Annotated in this window: 19 protein-coding genes and 1 tRNA gene; 4 read left to right on the plus strand and 16 right to left on the minus strand. The window is 28.9% G+C overall.

Annotated elements, in window-relative coordinates:
- Positions 1–2: 2 nt before the first annotated feature.
- Positions 3–776, plus strand: a complete 774-nt coding sequence (gene cdaA / locus IEW75_RS02985; protein ID WP_134247563.1) for a diadenylate cyclase CdaA — start codon at positions 3–5, stop codon at positions 774–776.
- A gap of 263 nt (positions 777–1,039) precedes the next feature.
- On the opposite strand, the gene IEW75_RS02990 is transcribed toward cdaA, so the two are convergent.
- Positions 1,040–2,803 carry an ABC transporter ATP-binding protein gene (locus IEW75_RS02990; protein ID WP_134247562.1) on the minus strand — a complete coding sequence of 588 codons (1,764 nt, stop codon included), beginning with the start codon at positions 2,801–2,803 and terminating at the stop codon, positions 1,040–1,042.
- On the minus strand, positions 2,796–3,575 hold the full coding sequence (gene truA / locus IEW75_RS02995) for a tRNA pseudouridine(38-40) synthase TruA (protein WP_308423297.1): 780 nt from the start codon (positions 3,573–3,575) through the stop codon (positions 2,796–2,798). Before truA ends, IEW75_RS02990 begins: the two co-directional genes overlap by 8 nt.
- Before the next feature lie 72 nt (positions 3,576–3,647).
- Here truA and IEW75_RS03000 point away from each other — a divergent pair, with 72 nt between their 5' ends.
- Entirely contained in the window at positions 3,648–4,142 is a 495-nt protein-coding gene (locus IEW75_RS03000) for a metallophosphoesterase family protein (protein ID WP_134247561.1), read from the plus strand.
- Here IEW75_RS03000 and IEW75_RS03005 read toward each other — a convergent pair.
- From IEW75_RS03005 to IEW75_RS03015, 3 genes are all read right to left on the minus strand, one after another.
- Positions 4,139–5,863 (minus strand): tetratricopeptide repeat-containing sensor histidine kinase, encoded by a 1,725-nt coding sequence (locus IEW75_RS03005; protein ID WP_134247560.1) that lies wholly within the window; start codon positions 5,861–5,863, stop codon positions 4,139–4,141. The two genes, IEW75_RS03000 and IEW75_RS03005, sit on opposite strands and share 4 nt — an antisense overlap.
- A gap of 133 nt (positions 5,864–5,996) precedes the next feature.
- The gene (locus tag IEW75_RS03010; protein WP_308423298.1) at positions 5,997–6,656 is read right to left on the minus strand and encodes a response regulator; all 660 of its coding nucleotides are present in this window, start codon (positions 6,654–6,656) and stop codon (positions 5,997–5,999) included.
- Positions 6,657–6,811: 155 nt separating this feature from the next.
- Positions 6,812–7,246, minus strand: coding sequence for a DUF4293 domain-containing protein (locus tag IEW75_RS03015; RefSeq protein ID WP_134247558.1), 435 nt, complete (start codon positions 7,244–7,246; stop codon positions 6,812–6,814).
- A gap of 216 nt (positions 7,247–7,462) precedes the next feature.
- Between IEW75_RS03015 and rho the strand changes: the two genes are divergently transcribed.
- Entirely contained in the window at positions 7,463–9,190 is a 1,728-nt protein-coding gene (gene rho / locus IEW75_RS03020; protein ID WP_134247557.1) for a transcription termination factor Rho, read from the plus strand.
- 312 nt (positions 9,191–9,502) lie between these two features.
- Here the strand turns inward: rho and IEW75_RS03025 are convergent, their stop codons facing one another.
- From IEW75_RS03025 to IEW75_RS03055, 7 genes are all read right to left on the minus strand, one after another.
- On the minus strand, positions 9,503–11,665 hold the full coding sequence (locus IEW75_RS03025; RefSeq protein ID WP_134247556.1) for a peptidylprolyl isomerase: 2,163 nt from the start codon (positions 11,663–11,665) through the stop codon (positions 9,503–9,505).
- Positions 11,666–11,778: 113 nt separating this feature from the next.
- The gene (locus IEW75_RS03030) at positions 11,779–13,044 is read right to left on the minus strand and encodes a hemolysin family protein (RefSeq protein WP_134247555.1); all 1,266 of its coding nucleotides are present in this window, start codon (positions 13,042–13,044) and stop codon (positions 11,779–11,781) included.
- A complete protein-coding gene (locus IEW75_RS03035; protein ID WP_134247554.1) occupies positions 13,045–13,239 on the minus strand; it encodes a hypothetical protein in 195 nt (64 codons plus the stop codon).
- 7 nt (positions 13,240–13,246) lie between these two features.
- On the minus strand, positions 13,247–13,807 hold the full coding sequence (gene lptC, locus IEW75_RS03040; protein ID WP_134247553.1) for an LPS export ABC transporter periplasmic protein LptC: 561 nt from the start codon (positions 13,805–13,807) through the stop codon (positions 13,247–13,249).
- Between the two features lie 36 nt (positions 13,808–13,843).
- Complete coding sequence (locus IEW75_RS03045; RefSeq protein ID WP_134247552.1) at positions 13,844–15,193, minus strand: tetratricopeptide repeat protein; 1,350 nt, start codon at positions 15,191–15,193, stop codon at positions 13,844–13,846.
- Positions 15,194–15,208: 15 nt separating this feature from the next.
- A complete protein-coding gene (gene bamG / locus IEW75_RS03050; protein WP_134247551.1) occupies positions 15,209–16,492 on the minus strand; it encodes a BamG family beta-barrel-assembly machinery protein in 1,284 nt (427 codons plus the stop codon).
- Complete coding sequence (locus IEW75_RS03055) at positions 16,493–17,218, minus strand: type III pantothenate kinase (RefSeq protein ID WP_134247550.1); 726 nt, start codon at positions 17,216–17,218, stop codon at positions 16,493–16,495.
- Between the two features lie 98 nt (positions 17,219–17,316).
- On the opposite strand from IEW75_RS03055, the gene IEW75_RS03060 reads away from it, so the two are divergent.
- Positions 17,317–17,392: transfer RNA gene (locus IEW75_RS03060), tRNA-Phe, on the plus strand.
- Positions 17,393–17,491: 99 nt separating this feature from the next.
- On the opposite strand, the gene IEW75_RS03065 is transcribed toward IEW75_RS03060, so the two are convergent.
- The 4 genes from IEW75_RS03065 to IEW75_RS03080 form a co-directional block, all read right to left on the minus strand.
- Positions 17,492–17,794 carry a hypothetical protein gene (locus IEW75_RS03065; protein WP_134247549.1) on the minus strand — a complete coding sequence of 101 codons (303 nt, stop codon included), beginning with the start codon at positions 17,792–17,794 and terminating at the stop codon, positions 17,492–17,494.
- 276 nt (positions 17,795–18,070) lie between these two features.
- On the minus strand, positions 18,071–18,937 hold the full coding sequence (locus tag IEW75_RS03070; protein WP_134247548.1) for a pseudouridine synthase: 867 nt from the start codon (positions 18,935–18,937) through the stop codon (positions 18,071–18,073).
- A gap of 121 nt (positions 18,938–19,058) precedes the next feature.
- Positions 19,059–19,994 (minus strand): geranylgeranylglycerol-phosphate geranylgeranyltransferase, encoded by a 936-nt coding sequence (locus tag IEW75_RS03075; RefSeq protein WP_134247547.1) that lies wholly within the window; start codon positions 19,992–19,994, stop codon positions 19,059–19,061.
- 59 nt (positions 19,995–20,053) lie between these two features.
- Complete coding sequence (locus tag IEW75_RS03080; RefSeq protein ID WP_134247546.1) at positions 20,054–20,980, minus strand: mevalonate kinase family protein; 927 nt, start codon at positions 20,978–20,980, stop codon at positions 20,054–20,056.
- Between the last annotated feature and the right edge of the window lie 2 nt (positions 20,981–20,982).

The following is a 20,982-nucleotide window of genomic DNA, read 5'->3' on the forward strand; positions in this document are numbered from 1 at the left end:
CAATGCTAGATTTTTTAGATTTTAACTTTCTTGATGCACTAGATATAGTATTGGTTGCGGTGCTACTGTATTACATCTACAAATTATTAAAAGGAACAGTAGCTATAAATATATTTATTGGTATTGCACTAATTGTGTTAATCTGGAAAGTAACCCAAGCACTTCAAATGGAAATGCTTAGTGGCTTATTGGGTACTTTAATTAGTTTAGGAGCAATTGCAATTTTAATTGTATTTCAACCAGAGGTTCGGAAGTTTTTATTAATGTTAGGATCTACAAATTTTACAAATAAACGGAGCTTTTTAAAACAACTAAAATTTCTTAACACTGAAATTCATACTACTATGAATGTAGAAGTTATTGTAGCCGCGTGCGAATCTATGGCTGCCGCAAGAACTGGAGCTTTAATTGTTTTAGAGCGTACTCATAATCTAGATTTTGTAAAAAATACTGGAGATACTATGTATGCAGAAATAAACCAGCCTATTTTAGAAAGTATTTTTTATAAAAATAGTCCTTTGCACGATGGCGCTATGATTGTAAAAGATAATTTTATAATTGCAACACGTATTATTTTACCACTTTCCAAAAAACAATTGCCCTCTCGCTTTGGTTTAAGACACCGCGCTGCAATTGGTATTACAGAAAAAACAGATGCATTGTGCTTAGCTGTATCTGAAGAAACTGGAAAAATATCGTATATAAAAGATGGAGAATTTGTACTCTATAAAAATTACAATGAATTGGTTGAAAAGATTCGTTATGATTTGAATTAGTTTTGTTAGCTGGTAGCTAAAAATAAGTATTTTTAATTAATAAGTTGCTATAACTTTCTAACTTCAAAAAATGAGATTACCACGTCGTTTTATAAAACTCCTCGCAAAGACGTTTTTTTATACTTTCTAATTTGAATTTTTCAACATCTTTAAGAATGGCTTCGACGCTAATTCGACTCCGCTCAGTAACCGCGCTCAGCCGTTGTAAAAATTTGAAACTTTGTCCCTACGCACCTTTTCAACTTTATAACCTTTTCAAGTTATTAAGCAACTTCACTAGCAAATTGCATATCATACAAGTTTTTATAATAGCCATCTTTTTCTAACAATTCTAGGTGAGAACCTTGCTCTACAATTTCACCTTTATCCATTACAATAATTCTATCAGCATTTTTTATCGTAGTTAATCTGTGTGCTATTATAATAGAAGTTTGATGTTTGGTAATTTTATCAGTTGCTTCTTGAATTAATTTTTCAGAATAAGAATCTATAGAAGACGTTGCTTCATCTAGAATTAACACACTCGGATCACTTACATAAGCACGTAAAAAAGCAATTAATTGACGTTGTCCAGAAGAAAGCATTGCACCGCGCTCTTTTACATTGTAATTATAATCTCCTGGCAAACTCATAATAAATTCGTGAATCCCAATTTCTTTAGCAGCATTTTTAACATCATCTAAAGTAATCCCTTCTTTATTAAGCACAATATTATTAAAAATGGTGTCTGAAAATAAAAACACATCTTGCAGAACAACCGCAATTTGATTTCTTAGCGATTGTAATGTATATTGTTTAATATTATGATTGTCGATACAAATCTCTCCTTCATTAATTTCATAAAACCGGTTTACTAAATTAATTATAGTTGATTTTCCTGCTCCAGTTGCACCAACAATTGCCACGGTTTCCCCAGCCTTAACGTTAAAAGAAATCCCTTTTAAAACTTCTTCTCCTTTTATATAACTAAATCGAACATTTTTAAATGCAATATCACCTCTGAAATTAGTTGCTTCAACATTTCCTGTTTTATCAATCTGACTTTTAGTATCTAACACTTCAAAAACACGATCACCAGCAACCATTCCCATTTGAAGTGTATTAAATTTATCTGCAATTTGTCTTAACGGTCTAAACAACATTTGAGACATCATTATAAAAGCAATAATTTCACCTGCATTTGTAATTCCTGAATCTACAATATCCAAACCACCAAACCAAACCATTAAACCGACAGCAATGGATGTTAAAATTTCTGCAATTGGAAAAAATATTGAATAATACCATACGGTTCTAACATGTGCTTTTTTATGCTTTTCATTAATTTTTACAAAATTCTCATATTCTAATTTTTCACGATTAAAAAGTTGCACAATATTCATACCTGTAACACGCTCTTGCACAAATCCGTTTAAATTTGCCACCTGAGTTCTTACTTCTTGAAAAGCAGACTTTATAGCTATTTGAAATAATTTAGTAGCGTAAATCATTATTGGCAGAATTATAAAAGCGATTAATGCTAATTTCCAATTCATAAATAACATAACAATTGCAACCACCAACATTTTTAATAAATCGCTTATGATCATAAACAACCCTTGTCCAAAAAACTGTGCGATGGTTTCTGTATCTGAAACCAACCTGGTAACTAATTTTCCAACGGAGGATTTATCAAAATAAGCCATTTTAAATTGCAACATATGCTTTTGCAATTTCACTCTAATATCCATAATAATATGTTGTCCTAACCAATTTACCTTATAGATAAATAAAAATTGAAGTAATACTTCGGCAACCAAAAAAGCGACCATTAGCAATGAGAAAAATAAAATACCCTCTTTATCTTTATTCTCAAAATAGGTGTTTACAATTTCTTGTAATAAAATAGGTTTCGCTACAGAAACCAACGAAAGTAATATTGCCGCTAAAGTACTTATAATAAACTCCCAACGGTATATTTTTGCAAAAGACATTAACCTGCCAAAGATGTTTAAATCAAAAGCTTTGCCTGTAACTTTTTCACTCATTTATAAATATATTTTTTGGATAGTTTACTTCAGTTAAAAATAATCCTTGCGCTGGCGCAGAAGGACCTGCATTTTTTCTATCCTTACTTTCAATAATTTTTTTAAATTCTTCTAATGTTGTTTTTCCTGTCCCAACTTCAATTAAAGTACCAACAATGGCTCGCACCATATTTCTTAAAAATCGATCTGCTGTTATATGAAAAATTAACGATTTATTTTCTTGCACCCAAACAGCCTTTGAAACATCACAATTATACGTTTTTACATCGCTATTCGATCTAGAAAAACATTTAAAGTTGGTGTAAGTTAGCAAAATTTTAGCTGCTTCATTCATTAAATCTACATTTAACTTTTTATTAATAACTTGCCAAGTTACATCCGTTAAAAAAGGATTTTTACCAAAATAGATACGGTACTGATAACTTCTACTTACAGCATTAAACCGTGCATGTGCTTCATCAGTAACTTTTAAAATATTTAGAATAGCAATATCTTTTGGCAATAATGAATTTAGTTTATAAATAACTTCATCAATATCAATATCTTTCTCTACATCTAAATGCGCATATAACTGCTCTGCATGCACACCTGCATCAGTTCTTCCTGCTCCAAAGACATCTATCTTTTTCTTAAAAATTAACGAAAATGCATTATTTATTAATTCTTGAACTGTAACTGCATTGGGCTGAAATTGCCAGCCATGATAATTTGTACCTTTATATGTTATTTCTATAAAATATCTCAATTGAAATGCTAATTTTGTTGCTGCCACCAATTAAGCTTTTAAATTTTAATTGGAGGTGCAAATATAAGGGATATTTACCAGTTTAAGTTTTTACAGTTCATGAAAAAAATACTACTTCTTTCCGATACACATAGCTATATTGATGATACCATATTAAAATATGTAAATCAGGCAGACGAAGTTTGGCATGCAGGCGATATTGGAGATATAGCAATTACGGACGCCATTTCAAACATAAAACCAGTAAGAGCTGTTTTTGGAAATATTGACAACAATATAATTAGAAATGAATTTCCTTTAGATAATAAATTTGAACTAGAAGGAGTTGCTGTATGGATGACACATATTGGTGGCTACCCAAAAAGGTACGATATAAGAATTAAAGAAGAAATAACTAGAAACCCACCTAAAATTTTTATAAGTGGTCATTCTCATATTTTAAAAGTTATTTATGATAAAAAATTAAATCTACTTCATTTAAATCCTGGTGCAGCTGGAAAACATGGGTTTCACAACATTAGAACAATGCTTCGTTTTGAAATTGATAAAGGAAACATTACTAATTTAGAAATTATTGAATTAGAAAAACGTTAGTATTCTATTGGTATCGAAATATAGATTCGTGTTCCTTCCTTGTTTGATTTTATATTTAATAAGCCATTTAAAACTTTTATTCTAGCTTTAATTTGACTTAAACCAATTCCGCTTTGTAGTTCAATTTCATTCATGTCAAACCCCATCCCATTATCAAAAACAATAATTTGTAAATTGCCATTTAGCTGTTCTAATTTAATTGTTCCATTTTTGGCTTTACTATGTTTAATAATATTATTTACAAGCTCATTAATAATATTAAACATTTTTATTTCAAAATTTTGATTAAAACGTTCAATGTTTTTAGCACTACTTGTAAAAGTTATTTTAGAATTTGATAATTTTTCGCATAAATCTTGAACAGCATAACCCAAACCGAATTTTAAAAGTACAGCAGAAATTAAGTTGTGCGACAAATCTCTAATTTGTTCTGAAGCTTCTTCTAAAATACTTTGTGCTTTTTCAATTTCCACAGGAATTTCTTCTTTAATTTTCTTTTTGCTAGCGTATAAATGCAAATTTATTGCAGAAAGTAATGCGCTTACATTGTCATGTAATACGTTTGCTATTTTTTTTCGTTCTTCTAATCTTCCATCTAAAGTAGCTGCCAAAATTTTAGCTTGTAAGTTGCTTTTTATGTTATCAATTTTATTTTGATTTAATAATTGCTCTTGGCTAATTTGCAATGCGTAATTTTTTTTATTCAACTTATATACTTTATACAAAGCGTAAATTCCAGATAAAAGCACTAAAATTGCAAAGCCTAATCCATAAGCTAATACCTCGGCATCTTTTCTTTTTACCTTTTCTATTTCTGCCTCTTTCTCTTTTGTTGCTACGCTATATTTGGATTGAATTAATGCAATTTCTTTATATTTGAGTTCTTGTTGTAACGAATCATTTAACGAAAAAAATTTATCTTGATATTCAAAAGCTTTTTTGAAATTATTTAAACCACTATAAGCATATGCCATATTTATATAAGAACGACTTCTTGTCTGTTTTTGCAAATCCTCTTGTCCATAGCCTACTAAATTAAATGCTTGTTGAAAAACATCAAGAGCTTCCGTGAATTTTCCTTGCATATAATAAACACCTCCTAAATTATTTAAAATTCCAGCCTCTATCTCTTTATTTCCTAAAATCTGTTGATAGTTAGCCGCAATTTTATAATTTTCAATTGCTTTATCATAATCGCCTTTTAAATAATATACACCCGATAAATTAGCAAATATCTTAGCTTTTAAATTTTCATTTTTTTTAACATCCTTACCCGTTAATATTGCTTTTTCATAATTAACTTTAGCGGAATCTATTTGATTGTCTAATTGAAAATTTCCACCTTTTTTAAAATAGATATATTGTAAATTTTTAGCATCATTTAAAACTAAAGGAATTAAGTTATCGAACATTTCAGTCGATTTTTTATAATCTCCATGTTCACGAAAAATATCTGCTAACAACAGGTTTCCATCTATAATTAATTGCTGTTCATTATTTTCCTCAGCTGTTTCTATAAACAAGTATAATTTTTCTAAAGCTTCTTCAGAATTTCCGCTTTCTAATAACGCTTTTATTGCTTTTAAAACTTCTTCATCAGAATCTAATAATTTATTTTCAATTTTTTTTAAATCTATAACATACAAATTATGAGCAAAAATAGTGGAATTAACTACTGTTAAATAAGTGATTAAAGAAATTATGAGTTTTATAAATTTCATGTGATAATATTATTTAAAGGTCTCCAACAGCGTTCCTGCCACAAGTAAGTTGATCTTTTCTCATTGTAATAATCGCTATCCTTTTTAGAATATTTTGTACCATAAAGCATTTATGAAATAATATTAAAAAAAATTAAACAATATTATTTTTCATGGCATAGATTGCCAAACCAACAACATTTTTTACTTTTAATTTATTAATTAAATTTTTTCTATGGGTTTCAACAGTATTAGTACTAATATGAAGTGCTATACTAATTTCCTTTGAATTAAATTGCTTGCAAATTAATTTAAGAACATCTGTTTCCCTTGGAGTTAATGAACTAAAAAATGAACTTTCCTTAGACATCTCTTCAATGCTCGAAAGATTGTTAGTAAAAGTTGATAATAATTTATCTTTTACACTTTCACTAAAATATTGTTTGTTGCAATAAATAGCATTTATTGCTTCTACAATATGTTCCCCAGCACATTTTTTAGCTAAAAACCCACTTGCTCCAATTTTCAACACTTCTTTAATAAGTTTCGTATCATCATAGCTTGATAGCACAATAACTTTTTGTTGAATACCGTTTTTCAAAAAACTTTGCAGCACAGCAATTCCATCAATCTTAGGCATATTAATATCTAAAATTAAGATATCAGCTTCATTCGAAGCAAACCAATCTAAAACATCTTCACCATTGAGAGAACTTCCAACAACTTCAATATTTTCTTCTGAGGATAAAACTGCTTCAATACCATCTATTAATAATTGATGATCATCTGCAATATGAACTTTGATCTTTCTCATAATTTTCCCTTCTCAAATATATTATTATTAAAACGTTAAAACTATACTTAAATATAGTGATATTTTTACATCACTAAAAACCGTTAGAAGCAAAAAACCATTTTAATAAAAATTAAAATGGTTTTCCTTGCACTAAATATACTAAGATGTTAGGATTAACGCAATCTGTCAACAGATTTTACAAGTTCTTCATCCTTTTTAATTGCTTTATTAGCCATAACAACTAATACTATTGTTAAAATTGGAATAAACAACCCAATACCCTTCTCAGAAACATTAATTTCTCCAGATAAGTTTTGTGAAAAATATACGAGAATACCTAATAAAATAAAATTGGTCAAAATAGTTAATCTGCCTAAAACAAATTGTAATTGGCGTTTTTTAAATTGAAAAACGGCAACAAATGTTAATGTAGCAGATAGAAAAAATAATACTGCCATTATAATTAATAATGTATTATTTGAACTGAAAGAATCCATAACAAAAAAATTAATTCCCTCATTAACAGTCCATAAATTAAAAAGGAAAATACCTCCCCCAGACAATAAAGTTGCTAATAATAAATAAATAGTTTGTATTCTTTGAATCATAATTATAATAATGGAGCACAAAAATACGTTTTATTTTTAAAGATTTAAATATTAATATGTGAAATATTTTTATATATTTGCAATCAATTGTATTAGCAACACAATCCAACTACAACTAAAACAAAGAATCACCACTTAGTTTAATTCACAATAATATAGTTTTAAAAAACACAATATTTAATATATACATATTAACACTAATTACAAATTAACATAATGTTTGAAATTTCCCAACTAAAGGAGAAAACTCTTGTTGAATTACAGGAGATAGCAAAAACTATTGGAGCAAAAAAATACAGTCAATTAAAAAAATTAGATTTAGTTTATTTAATATTAGACATACAAGCTTCAAACCCTTCAAAAATCACTAAAAAAGAATCTACACCTAGTGATAACAAGCCAAAACGAAGAAGAATTGTAAAAAAAGCGACTAATCCTGCTAAAGATAGTAAACCTTTAAATTCTGAAACACAAAAAAAAGAAGAAGAAATTAAAGAAGTTGTTAAGCAAGATGTACCAAAAGAAATTGTTGCAAAAGCTGTTCAGCCAAAACCTAAACCTAGAAAGGTAGTTAAAGCGCAACCGAAACAAAAAACGGAGTCGGGAGTAAAACAGGAAGTTACCGAAGTAACTGATAAACCAAATGCGCCAAAAAACAAACCTCAAGCTAAGCATGTTCCGCAAAAACAACCTCAAGTAAATCAGCAAAACAAGCAGAAGCAACAACAAAACCCAAATCAGAACAAACAACAAAATAATCAACAACAATCAAATACTAATAAAGGGCAGCGCAAAAGCGGAAACCGTTATAGAGATCCTGATTATGAGTTTGATGGGATTATTGAAAGTGAAGGTGTTTTAGAAATGATGCCAGATGGTTATGGCTTTTTACGTTCTTCTGATTATAATTATTTATCTTCTCCAGATGATATTTACTTATCTCAATCTCAAATAAAATTATTTGGTTTAAAAACTGGAGATACCGTTAAAGGAGTAGTTCGACCTCCAAAAGAAGGTGAAAAATATTTTCCTTTAATTAGAGTTTCTAAAATTAATGGATTAAACCCTAATGTAGTTAGAGATCGTGTTTCTTTTGAACACTTAACACCTCTATTTCCACAAGAGAAGTTTAATTTAGCAGGTAAAGGAAGTACCCTATCTACTAGAATTATGGATTTATTTTGTCCAATTGGAAAAGGACAAAGAGGTATGATTGTTTCGCAACCTAAAACGGGTAAAACAATGTTACTTAAAGATATTGCGAATTCAATTGCATCAAACCATCCTGAAGTTTATCAAATCATTTTATTAATAGATGAACGTCCAGAAGAGGTTACAGATATGCAACGTAGCGTGCGTGGAGAAGTTGTAGCTTCTACATTTGATGAACCTGCAGAAAAACACGTTAAAGTTGCCAATATAGTTTTAGAAAAAGCAAAAAGATTGGTTGAATGCGGTCACGATGTAGTTATTCTATTAGACTCAGTTACACGTTTAGCTAGAGCATATAATACTGTTGCTCCAGCATCAGGAAAAATATTATCAGGTGGTATTGATGCCAATGCATTACACAAACCAAAACGCTTTTTTGGAGCTGCACGTAATATTGAAAACGGAGGTTCTCTTTCAATTATAGCTACTGCGTTAACTGAAACTGGTTCTAAAATGGATGAAGTTATATTTGAAGAATTTAAAGGTACTGGTAATATGGAACTTCAATTAGAAAGGAATATTGCAAACCGTAGAATTTATCCAGCAATTGACTTGGTTAAATCTAGTACACGTAGAGACGATTTATTATTAGATCCTAAGACAGTTAAACGTATGTGGGTTCTTAGAAAATATTTAGCTGATATGAATCCTGTTGAAGCAATGGAATTTATTAAAGATAAAATTCAATTTACCAATTCAAATGAAGAGTTTCTAATCTCTATGAATGGTTAATTTATAAATAATTCAACATAATACAAAAGCTGTTTAAAAATTTTAAACAGCTTTTTTTATGCACTTTTATTATTTTCATTTCTTTACTTATTAGATTCTTTGAACATAGATTTATGATTAACCAACTATTTAGTTTCCTTTAGTGCAATCGAAAAGCTAATAGACCGTTGCTGTCAAAGGAACAGGACTGGTTTGAGCATAATACTATAATTTGGTTAAAATGACAATTATAAGGTATGGATCTTAGGCATAAAAAAAATCGTCTAAAATTACTTTTAGACGATCTTTTATAAATTATATTATCTAAAATCTCTAGAAAAACTTACCTCTATTATCTTTAATATCAGCTGTTTCTTCTAGAACATTAAATATTTGATTTCCTCTTGCTTGTAATTGAGTTACAATTTTTTTACGGAAAGTATCATAATTTTCTAAAGCAATTGGAGCGTCACGTTTTGTAACTTTAAAAACAAATACACCTTTTTCTCCATTTAAAATATCAGAAACCTCATTTAACTTAATTGTAGACATTGCACCAACAACTGCTGGTTCGTTTCCTACTCCTGAGATTAAAGGACTTGATAAATTTATACCAGATGCACTGCGAACAGTTACACCACTATTTGTTGCAATTTCTTCAAGAGTTGCTCCTGACATTTTCTTTTTAATTATATCTGCTTTTTTCTTATCAACTAACTCCGGACGTATACTTCCTAATAATTCTGAACTCACTGCAATACCGTCTTTTTCAACTTTACCACTTAATACCGCTACTGCATATCCTCTTTTTCCAGCTACATCAATATCAAATCTTTTAGAATCATCTAATTCTCTTTCATTTTCAAAAGCCCAAGTTACCATTTGTCTTTGAGCTCCTAAACCTGGAATTACTTCATCCAACACTTTTAAATTAAGCGCCATTTGAACATTATAGTTCATTTCTGTAGCAATTTCATCTATATCTCTTCCTTCTGAAAGGTTTGCGTTTAATGTTTCAGCTTCTTCAAAAATTCTATTTTCAGTTTCTTCTGAAGCCTCAACTAAACGTGCAAAAGTCACCAGCTTAACAGCTTTCTCTGCTTTAGTTTGATCGTCAATTCTAATAATATGGAAACCAAAAGCAGTTTCAACCACATCTATACTACCAACTTTATTTTTATAAATAAAATTTGCAAAATCTGCATCAAATGATGGAGAAAAAGCTTGGTCTTTTCTTACCCATCCAATATCACCACCTTTACCTTTAGTACCATCTGAATTTATTTCATCAGCTATCTCAGTAAATTTAGATTTATTGTTTTTTACCAATGCAAAAACACTATCTGCAGTTTTTTTAGCTTGTTCTTTGGTTTTTAAAGAAGTTGACCTTGTTGTTCCTGCATAAGGAACAATAATATGACTAGATTTTACTGAATCTGGCAATTGTATGGTTTCAACAACTTTAGAAATTTTATAATAACCATTTTGTTTGTATGGACCAACAACAGTTCCCACTTCAGCGTTAAACACTTCATCAGAAATTTCTGCTAATATTTGGTTCTTATATTTATAACCATTATCAATCGCTAAATCAGATCTATTGTCATTTAAAAAACTCTCATATTTAGTAGTATTTTTTAAACCTGCAATTTTTACAGTAGCTTTAGCAGCATTACTATACTCCTCTCTATCTTCAATATAGCTTTCTACAAGTTTTTTCGCTTCAGCATCATCAGCTTCAGAAGGTAAAATATCAAATTTTACATATTTTAAGGTTCTTCCCGCTTCAGTCTTAAATCTTTTAGAGTTATCTTTTAAATAATTTTGAATTTCTTGTTTTGAAACATACGCTAAACTATCTGCTATTGTACTATAAGGCACATAAACAAATTCTGCATCCATCTTAGTATTATTAAACAAATAATCTCTTTCACCTTCTTTTAAAGAAGCCCCTAGCCCAGCTTTTACCAAAGAAGTATAGGCTTGACGCTGTAAATTTTGTTTAATATTTTTTTCTGTTGCTAACCAATTCATCCAAGCTTGACTATTTCCAGACTCGGCATCATCTTTCATATTAGCAATATATTCTTTTAACTTTTCTTCATCAAAAAGATTTGCCTCATTCTTGAAAAGTGGTGAATTTTGAATTTCTTGTAAAGATGTCATTGCATCCCAGATATCTTTTTCTCCAATTACAATTCCAGCTTTTTCAAGTTGGTCTTCAAATATTTTTTCACTAATCATTCCACTCCAAACTGCATTTACTGCTTGCATTTGAGAAGCTCTACCTCCACTTTGTGTTCTATAAGCTTCTACTTGACGTGCAAATTCCTCTCTATCAATATCTTCACCATTAACTTCTCCTATAGAGTTAACCTTACTTGAACTGAAAAATTGTTGTATTGAACTTGGATCTAGTACAAATGCAAAAAGTGCTAATCCTACTATTAGGATTAAGAACATTGAACGATCTCTAATTTTTGATAAAATTGCCATTATATAAGTTGTTTTATTACAGTTTGCGAAAATACAATTAAGTATTTAATTATGAAAGTGATTTGATATAATTAAGCACGAAAAAAACAGCTATTTGTATGTACTTTCTATTTTTAATCTGCTTTATCTAAAACTTTGAGGTAAACTTCCATTATTTTAGAAGAGCCTACCTTCAACATTTTAAAATACAAGTTGTCTATTTCTATTATTTCTCCTTCTTTTGGAATGTCTTCATTATAGTTAACTATATAACCTCCAAGTGTTTCATAAGCCTCATCTTCTTTAATATTTAGGTTATATGTTTCATTTAAATAATCGACTTCTAAACGCGCTGAAAATTCAAATTCTCTATCGTTAATTTTATTTTCTAATAATTCTACAGTGTCGTGTTCATCAATTATTTCTCCAAAAAGTTCTTCTACTATATCTTCAACAGTAATTACTCCTGAAGTTCCTCCAAACTCATCTAAAACAACTGATAAACTTCGTTTCTTTTTAGTTAAAATATTCAACACATTATTTATCATCATACTTTCAGGAACAAACTCCACTGGCAGTATTATAGATTTAATATTTTTAGGTTTTTTAAACAATTCAAATGCATGCACATAGCCTAAAACATCATCTAAAGAGTTTTTATAGATCAGAATTTTAGAATAGCCCGTTTTAATAAATAGGTTTTTTAAATTTGTAATACTTTCATTTATATCAACAGCTACAACTTCTGTTCGTGGAATCATTATCTCACGGGCTTTCACAGTATCAAATTCTAAAGCATTTTGAAATATTTGTATTTCGGAATCAACTTCTTCAAAATCTTTTGCATTTTCTAATTGTTTTGAAATATAATGTCCAAGTTCCACTTTTGTAAATTCTGACTGCTTTTCATCTTTTGTTGAATTAAAAAAAAATCTTAAAAAGAAGTCGGAAATGACCGTAATAAAACTTGATATAAAATGAAAAATTATATAAAAAAAGTATGCTAAAGGTGCAAAAAACCATAGGGTTTCGTTTGCATAAATTCTAAATAAGGCTTTTGGTAAAAACTCTGCTGTAATTAAAATTATTAATGTAGAAATAACTGTTTGAATAAGTAGAATAGAAAATTCATTAAACGTATTATCTGGGATAAAACCAATTATTAATTCGCCCATAAAAAAACTATACACCACTAAAGCAATATTATTACCAACTAACATTGTGGTAATAAATTTAGATGATTTTAAGGTAATTCTGCTTAAAATTTTAGAGGTAAAGCCTTCTTTTCTTTTTTCAAGTTCTACTTGAAATTTATTAGCTGAAACATACGCAATTTCCATCCCCGAAAAAAAGGCTGAAAGTAATATTGAAATAAGGATTACAGCTATCTGAAATTCCATTTATTGTTTATTTCTCTTTTCTAATCTCGTTCTAAATCTTTTTCTAAAAAAGTACATGAAAATTGCCAAAACCGCAAAAAGTAAAAAAAGATAGGCTTTTTCTCTATCTAAATTCCAATTTAAAACCGTTTCTACAATAAAAACTATTGCAATTATTAAATAACCGTATTCAAATATTTTCCAAATTTTACTCATCTCTCTTCTAGTCTTTAATTTCTATAACTCCACTTTGATTCTTAACCCACCAAACATCAAGGTCTTCAGAAGCTTCAAACCCTGTACCATATATTGTATCCGTTAAGGTATAAAATACAAATCTTTTCTCTGTAAAAAAATAATGTGTTTTTTGATCCCAATAGATCTCAGATGTTTCTAACTTATTTTTTTTCGTATAATTTACAATTTCAACATCACCTTTTATTTCAGAAACTGATGTTTTGCTATAAGTTTTAGCATAATTTCCTTTTATAGTTGTAGAATCACCATTTTTTTCAATAGTAGTTATAAATATCCCTTTTGGAAATTCTGAATATGGATGATTTTCTCTATTTGCAAAATCTAACATTAAAGGAGCTTTCATTTTAATGTCAACTCTACCAGAATCTGTATGTTTTAAATTGATGTCTATGGCTTCACCAATTGGTAAATTTTTATCTGCTAAAAAATCTCTTACTTCTTTAGCGCTGTTGGTACATGAAAAAAACATTGCTATTGAAAAAACAATAGCAATGTTCGTTATTTTATGTACAATTGATTTTGTCATATAACAAATATACCAATTATTATATTTTAATTAGAATTATGGAACTATTACTGTTTCATTAATCCAACATCCAATTTTATGAGTTGAACCAGATTTTACACCAGCAACAAATAAATCTTTTGTTGTTGGAATATGGTCTGAATATGATCTAATAAATCTATTAGCCAGTGAACCTATACTTGGATCTACTGATTTGGCTTTTCTAGCTTTATTTAAAGCAGCTACATATACCATTCTTTTAGAAACAATATCATCTCCACAAGAATTAGCACTTGTTGCATACATACTAGCAATTAATAAATAAGCTCTTCCCATTGAAGGTTGAAATTTTAATGCTTGATAACAATAGCTTCTAGCTTCAGATTTTCTTCCTTTTTTATTTAAGTTTACAGCTATTTTGTATAAATAACCCGCTTTTTTGTAGTCATCTGTTTCTTGCTTAACGGCTCTATTAAAGTACTCCATTGCTTTATTTGTTTCACCATTTTTCAATAAAATATCTGCATAAAATACCGATGCTTGTGGTGAAGGGTCAGCGTGCACATAAGCTTCAACTAACTCATCGTATAAAGGGTCGTCTGTACATTCTTTATTGTACATTCTAGATACTGCTCTTTTTAACCAAATTGCATCATTTTTATTTGTAGGAAAATTCTTTCTGTTAAACGGAATTAATCTCTCACAAGTTGAAATTGAAGCTAATTTTTGATCTAATCCGCTTTCAACTATTGTTAGGTTTGTTATAATTTGTTGTGAAACTTTTCTTTTCTTAATATCTTTTTTACTTAAAGTTGTAGAATCTTTCGCATTTATTGCATCAATTGTTTTTGTATAGTCTTGTCTTTTTAGTTCAAGAGCTTCACCAACCTCATCATATGTGTCAAAAACTTTCTGTGTATCTGAATCTTTATACTTTATTAAAATAATATCGAAATATTTATAGATATTTTTTGGAGACAATGCTGTTGGGTCTTCTTTAAACGTTTTATCTAACCATTCATACACTTCGTCATCAGAAGCACCCTGCTCTCTTTTAAAGCTAGCAATATCATCATAAATTCCTGCTTTATCTTTAGGATAATGTTCTAATCTTTGTGTATAAACTCTCATTACAAGCTCCTTAGCAGCTGGTTTATCGGCTTGAGAAGCAGCCTCTAATTTATGTTCAGCAATTTTAATACCTAATTTATAGATATTTACCGATAGCGTAGGACAGTTATCCATACACCAAATCCAGTTTTCATATGCCTTGTCGTAATTATTGGCATTATAATCACCTTTAAAAAGGTTGTATTTTATAGTACACTCTTGGCTGGCTTGAGCAAAAACCAACTGCGTAGAAACTACTAAAATTAGCAAGGTTAAAAATTGTCTTATTTTTTTCATTTTCTAAAGTTTTAATTATAATATTTCGCGTTTTTTAAACCATTTATCGTTTAAAGAAAAGCTTAATCTAAAGTTTATATAGTTTTCCTGAATTAGACCATTGTTTATTTTTCCTCTTTTTCCTAATTCAAAACCAATATTTAAATTTGATAATTGATTACTAACTGGCAAACCTACTCCAAAAGATATGCCAAAATCATCTATTGCAGTAAAATCGTTTCCAGTTCCAGAAGAATTCACCATTAAACCAGTCTTTTCCATTTTTAAACCAGCTCTATATGTTACTCTTTCCCAATAGCTTGTTATTGATGTAAATTTAGGTGTGTAAAAACCTCCTATTGAAATTTTACTATAACTATCGTAGGCTATTTTTGTAAAGTTGTTGTATATATTTCCTTGAAGTTGAAGTGCATCTTGAAAACTATAATCGATTCCTGCAAACCATTTATTTTCTTTTCCAAAACCGATTCCTAAAGATGTTTTTAAAGGTGATTTTAAAATACCATTACCTTTATTTGTTAATAAGGTATCACGCGGTATTTCTCCTGACGCAATTGATAATGAATAAATATACTCTTCGTCTTCAGTATCTACTTCACTTTCTAAATCAAAATTTGCACCTAGATGTAAGTTTACATTTTCCGTTAACTTGGTTTTGTATTGAAAGCCTGAATTAATAGCGAAGCCTTTTATTCTAGAAAAAGTTTCGTATTTAGTTGCTAAAGCAACATCTTTTAACTGATTTGTTATATTATTTTCTATTTTTCCAAAAATATAATTTCCTTGTAACCCAACACTAAATCCTTTAAAAATCTGGAAACCAACACCCAAAAATACTTTATTGGTTCCTCCTTCTCCATTATAGGCAGATATTTCTGTTAATTCGTTACTAGCGTTAAAACTATTTGCAACTAATGAATAACCAACAGAAGTATTTGGTAGCAGACCAAAAGTCATTCCTGCATTTTCTCCTAAAGGTATTCCCATTGCTAGGTACGAAAGATATGTTGCAGCACCTTGCTCTTTACCTTGGTTGTCTTTTGCCCAAATATTTTTATTCTCTATTGCTAATGCATAGGTTGTAAACTTTAAACCGGATAAAGAAGCTGGGTTTGATAAGTTTAACCGAAATTGATCTGTTAAAGAAACTCCAATTCCACCCATACTAATTTGCTCAACTGTATTGGAAGTGTTTTTATCGCCAATTCCAAAAAATGAATATGCAGAAGCATTATTTTTTTGTGCAAAACTTGCAACTGATATAAATAGCGTTAGAATTACTATTATTTTTTTGATCATTTATTTTAAGTTATAAGTCAAAATTGTGTTTAATCCTTCTAATAAAAAAAAAGGATTGGCAAATATGCCATTTTTTAATCTATTTGACAAGAAATTTGCATCTCCTCCTGTTAAAACTACTGTTAAATCTTTATTTTTTTTTCTATACTTATTTATAATACTATCAATTTCACTTATAACACCATTTATTACTCCCGAATGTATACATGTTTCTGTTGAAGTTCCAATTAAACTAGTGGACTCTTCACGCATTAACAAAGGCAACCTTTTTGTAAATTTATGAAGAGATTTATACCTCATTTCAATACCTGGAGAAATTGCACCTCCAAGGTAATTTTTTGAAGTTGTGACAAAATCGAAAGTAATACAAGTTCCAGCGTCAATTATTAAAACATTTTGATTTTGATATTTTGAAACTGCAGCAGCAACTAACGCAATTCTATCAACTCCTAGCGTTTTTGGCGTCGCATAATTGTTAAAAAACGGAATTTTGGTAGTTGTACGAAGCTCAAATACCTTAATTTTTACCTTAATTTGATCCATTTCACTTTTTTTTAAATTTCCTACAGAAGAAATAATTGCATTTTTACAATTAAATTTTTCGATAAGATTTATAGCAGTTCCTACAAAAAAATCATTTGTAATTACTTCATTATAAATTAGTTCATCTTTATTAAAAATTGCAATTTTAATTCTTGAATTTCCAATATCTACTATTAAATTCATTTAGTTTTTTTAAGGAGATTCAAAAATACAACAGATTTTTTTAAAATTGTTTTGATTAGTATAAAAAATACATTTATATTTGCATCCGCTAACGCAATGGTGCCTTAGCTCAGTTGGTAGAGCAAAGGACTGAAAATCCTTGTGTCCCTGGTTCGATTCCTGGAGGCACCACCATAAAAACCCGAACAAATTGTTCGGGTTTTTTAATTTTTGGGTAATAAAAAAAGGCTGTTTAAAATATTTTAAACAGCCTTTTTTTAATAAGATTATTCTTTAATCCTCATCCATATCATCTTCAATAGCAGCATCATCTACATCAATATCTAAATCATCGTTAATTACTGGGTCGTCATCTTCATCCTCTTCATGATTTTCCATACTGTCGGCTAACTGCTCACTAATTTTTACTAAATAAATAGTATCCTCGGTCTTCACCTCTACTGCGTCTACGTATTGTCCTTTATGATTGGTAAAATGTATGATATCGCGTAACCCATAACCATCGGGAAATTTTTCTACCAATAAATTAAGAATTTCGGGTGTTAATTTTTTATAGTCTACTAGTATTCTCTTCAAAATAAATTAGTTAAAGTTATATATTCACTATCTTAATAGTACTGTTATTTTCTTATTCAAGATGTTCAAATATAAAAAAATAATTGAATGAAAAGCTACCAGTCAAAAAAAATATATGTTTTTTTTAACTGTAAAAAAATACTAGAATAATTGGTATGCTAAAAAACAATTAAGCAAATTTATGAGGAACTCTAACTTTTAGAATTTTAGGTAATAAAAAACAGGCTGAAAAAAATAAATTTTTTTCAGCCTGTTTAATACTTATTAAATATTGTATTAAAGCATTTTTAGGTTATTCACTTCCATTTCTGTTAAATGCCTCCAATGCCCTCTTGGTAAATCTTTTTTGGTTAATCCTGCAAATATAACTCTATCTAATTTTACTACCTTATAGTTAAAATGCTCAAAAATTCTACGCACAATTCTGTTCCTTCCTGAATGAATTTTAACTCCTACCTCACTTTTTGGTTGGTTTAATATATAAGATATTTCATCAACTATTACCTTCCTTTCATCTAAAACAAAACCTTCAGCAATACTGTTTAAGTCTTTACTCGTAAGTTTTTTATCTAAAGACGCATGGTAAATTTTTTGGATATTATGTTTTGGATGTGTTAATTTTTTAGCAAGTTCACCGTCATTTGTAAACAATAGCAGACCAGTGGTATTTCTATCTAATCTTCCAACAGGATAAATGCGTTCTTTTGAGGCGTTACCAACCAATTCCATAACCGTTTTTCTACCTCTATCATCGTCCATAGTGGTGATAAAATTCTTTGGTTTATTTAAAAGAACATACCGTTTTTTTTCAGGACTAATTAAAGAACCATCAAACCTAACCTCATCTGTTAATTTAACTTTATAGCCCATTTCTGTAACTATTTTTCCGTTAACAGCAGCACTTCCTGCCGCAATAAACACATCAGCTTCTCTACGAGAACAAATCCCTGAATTTGCTATATACTTGTTTAAACGTATTCCATCAACTTCTGTATTACCAGCAACTTGTTTTTTTGATACTTTAGAAGAAACCGTTCTTTCCTTTGAAAATTTCTTTTTACTATCAAACTTTCTAGTAAACGTATTTTGAGGTTTCTTTTTTCCTGTTTGTCGTCCTCTCGACGAGTTTTTATTTGAATTCATTATATTTATTTTTTGCAAAAATAAGTTTAATACTTTAATAATCTAATAAATAGTGCTCTATAAATATAAATAACAATTAAAGATTATTAAAACGAAGAATTTAAAAGCCCTACAGAATCTATTAACTAGGCAAAATTCGTTCAATTAAAACTGAAGTATCTATTAAAGCAAGACTAAAAACTCCAGCAAATATAAGTAGTTTTAAAATCCAATGAAGTAACACGTAATTTCTTTTACTTTTACTAAACCATAAAAACAATAAGAATACAATTAAAGTTAAAATACTTCCGTAAAAATAATATTTCATACCTCCAATTTCTGGATATTTTAATAAAAAGTAAATAGGATTAAGTGTTAAAATAACTAAAAAAGAAATTAATATTTTTGTAAAATGTTCACCATATTTAACAGCTATTGTTTGGTAATTTTTCACAAAATCTCCTTTAAGACTTTCTAAATCTTTTGCTAATTGCCTAATTAATAATATAAAAAATAAAAATGCTGCATGTGTAAAAATAATTTCTGAAAAATTTTTATAATACACAAAAACTGCAAAAAAAGGCAATAAGGATAATACGGCTGCCGAAAACAAACCCATTAAAGGATATTTTTTAAGTTTATGTGAATACAACCAAATTGAAAATATGTATACTGAAAAAAATAATGCTGCTCGCCAGGAAACTAACAATCCAAAAATAAATCCTAAAAAATTTAGCACAAAATATATAGGCAGTTTTGTTTTCTGATCTACAATTGCATCAATTTTTGTTTTTAAAGGTTTGTTTATTTTATCGGTTTCAAAATCGTAAAAATTATTGATAATATACCCCGCAGCGATTACACACATTGTTGCCAAAACAATAAAATACAAATCAACATCTAACAATATGTTTTTCAGTGATTTTTCAGGAGCAAAAATAAAAATAGAAGCTAAATATTGTGCAATTACAATTAGCAAAATATTATATCCGCGAACAGCAGAAAACAAGCTTAACATTTTAATATAAAATGGTGTCTTTTTTTTACTATTATTTTTAGAAATCTCGAGTAAATCCATAAAAAAGTAACCAAACAAACTGGTAATTATAAGAATTTTTTGATTTTAAAATACAACTACTAAAATCTATAAACTAGCTCTAGCCTATAATCTTTTAAAATAGTTTTAGTTTTGTTAAAATCTTTGGTAAAACCTAAAATATAACCGCCACCACCAGATCCACAAAGTTTCAAATAATAGTCGTTAGATTCTATTCCTTTTTGCCAAATAGTATGAAAACGTTGAGGAATCATTGGTTTAAAGTTATCCAGTACTATTTTAGATAAATTTTTAACATTACCAAATAACGATTTCATATTTCCGTGTAAAAAGTCGTCAATACAAGCATCGGTACATTTTGCAAAGTCTTCGTCAATCATTTTCCTAAAACCTTCGTTTTTCATTTTATTCATAAAAATGCTTACCATTGGTTCCGTTTCTCCAACAATTTCCGAATCTAATAAAAATACAGCTCCTTTACCTTCCTTTTGAGATGGAATACCTGTGGCTTCTAAATTATCTTTTGAATTAATTAAAATAGGAATGCTTAAATACGAGTTTAAAGGATCTAAACCTGAGCTTTTACCATGAAAAAAAGACTCCATCAAAGAAAAAACGCCCTTTAATTTCAATAATTTATCTCGTGTCAAATTTTCTAGAACTGTTATTTTTTCAAACGCATATTTATCGTAAATTGAAGCAACTAAAGCACCTGAACTTCCCACTCCGTAACCCTGAGGAATACTAGAATCAAAATACATACCTTGCTCTATATCTTTTTTAAATTCATCTAAATTAAAATGCACTAGATCTGTATCTAAACTTGCCAAATAAGTATAAAATCTTAATAAATTCTTATTAGACTCTTTAGTTTTAGTAGTGAATTTTTTAGACTTTTTTAAAGCTCCTTGATAACTATTGTATGGGATTGCCAAGCCTTTGGAATCTTTAATAATTCCATATTCTCCAAAAAGTAAAATTTTCGCGTAAAATAAAGGTCCTTTCATAA

It is taken from the genome of Lutibacter litoralis (assembly GCF_014646675.1).
Taxonomy (GTDB): Bacteria; Bacteroidota; Bacteroidia; order Flavobacteriales; family Flavobacteriaceae; genus Lutibacter; species Lutibacter litoralis.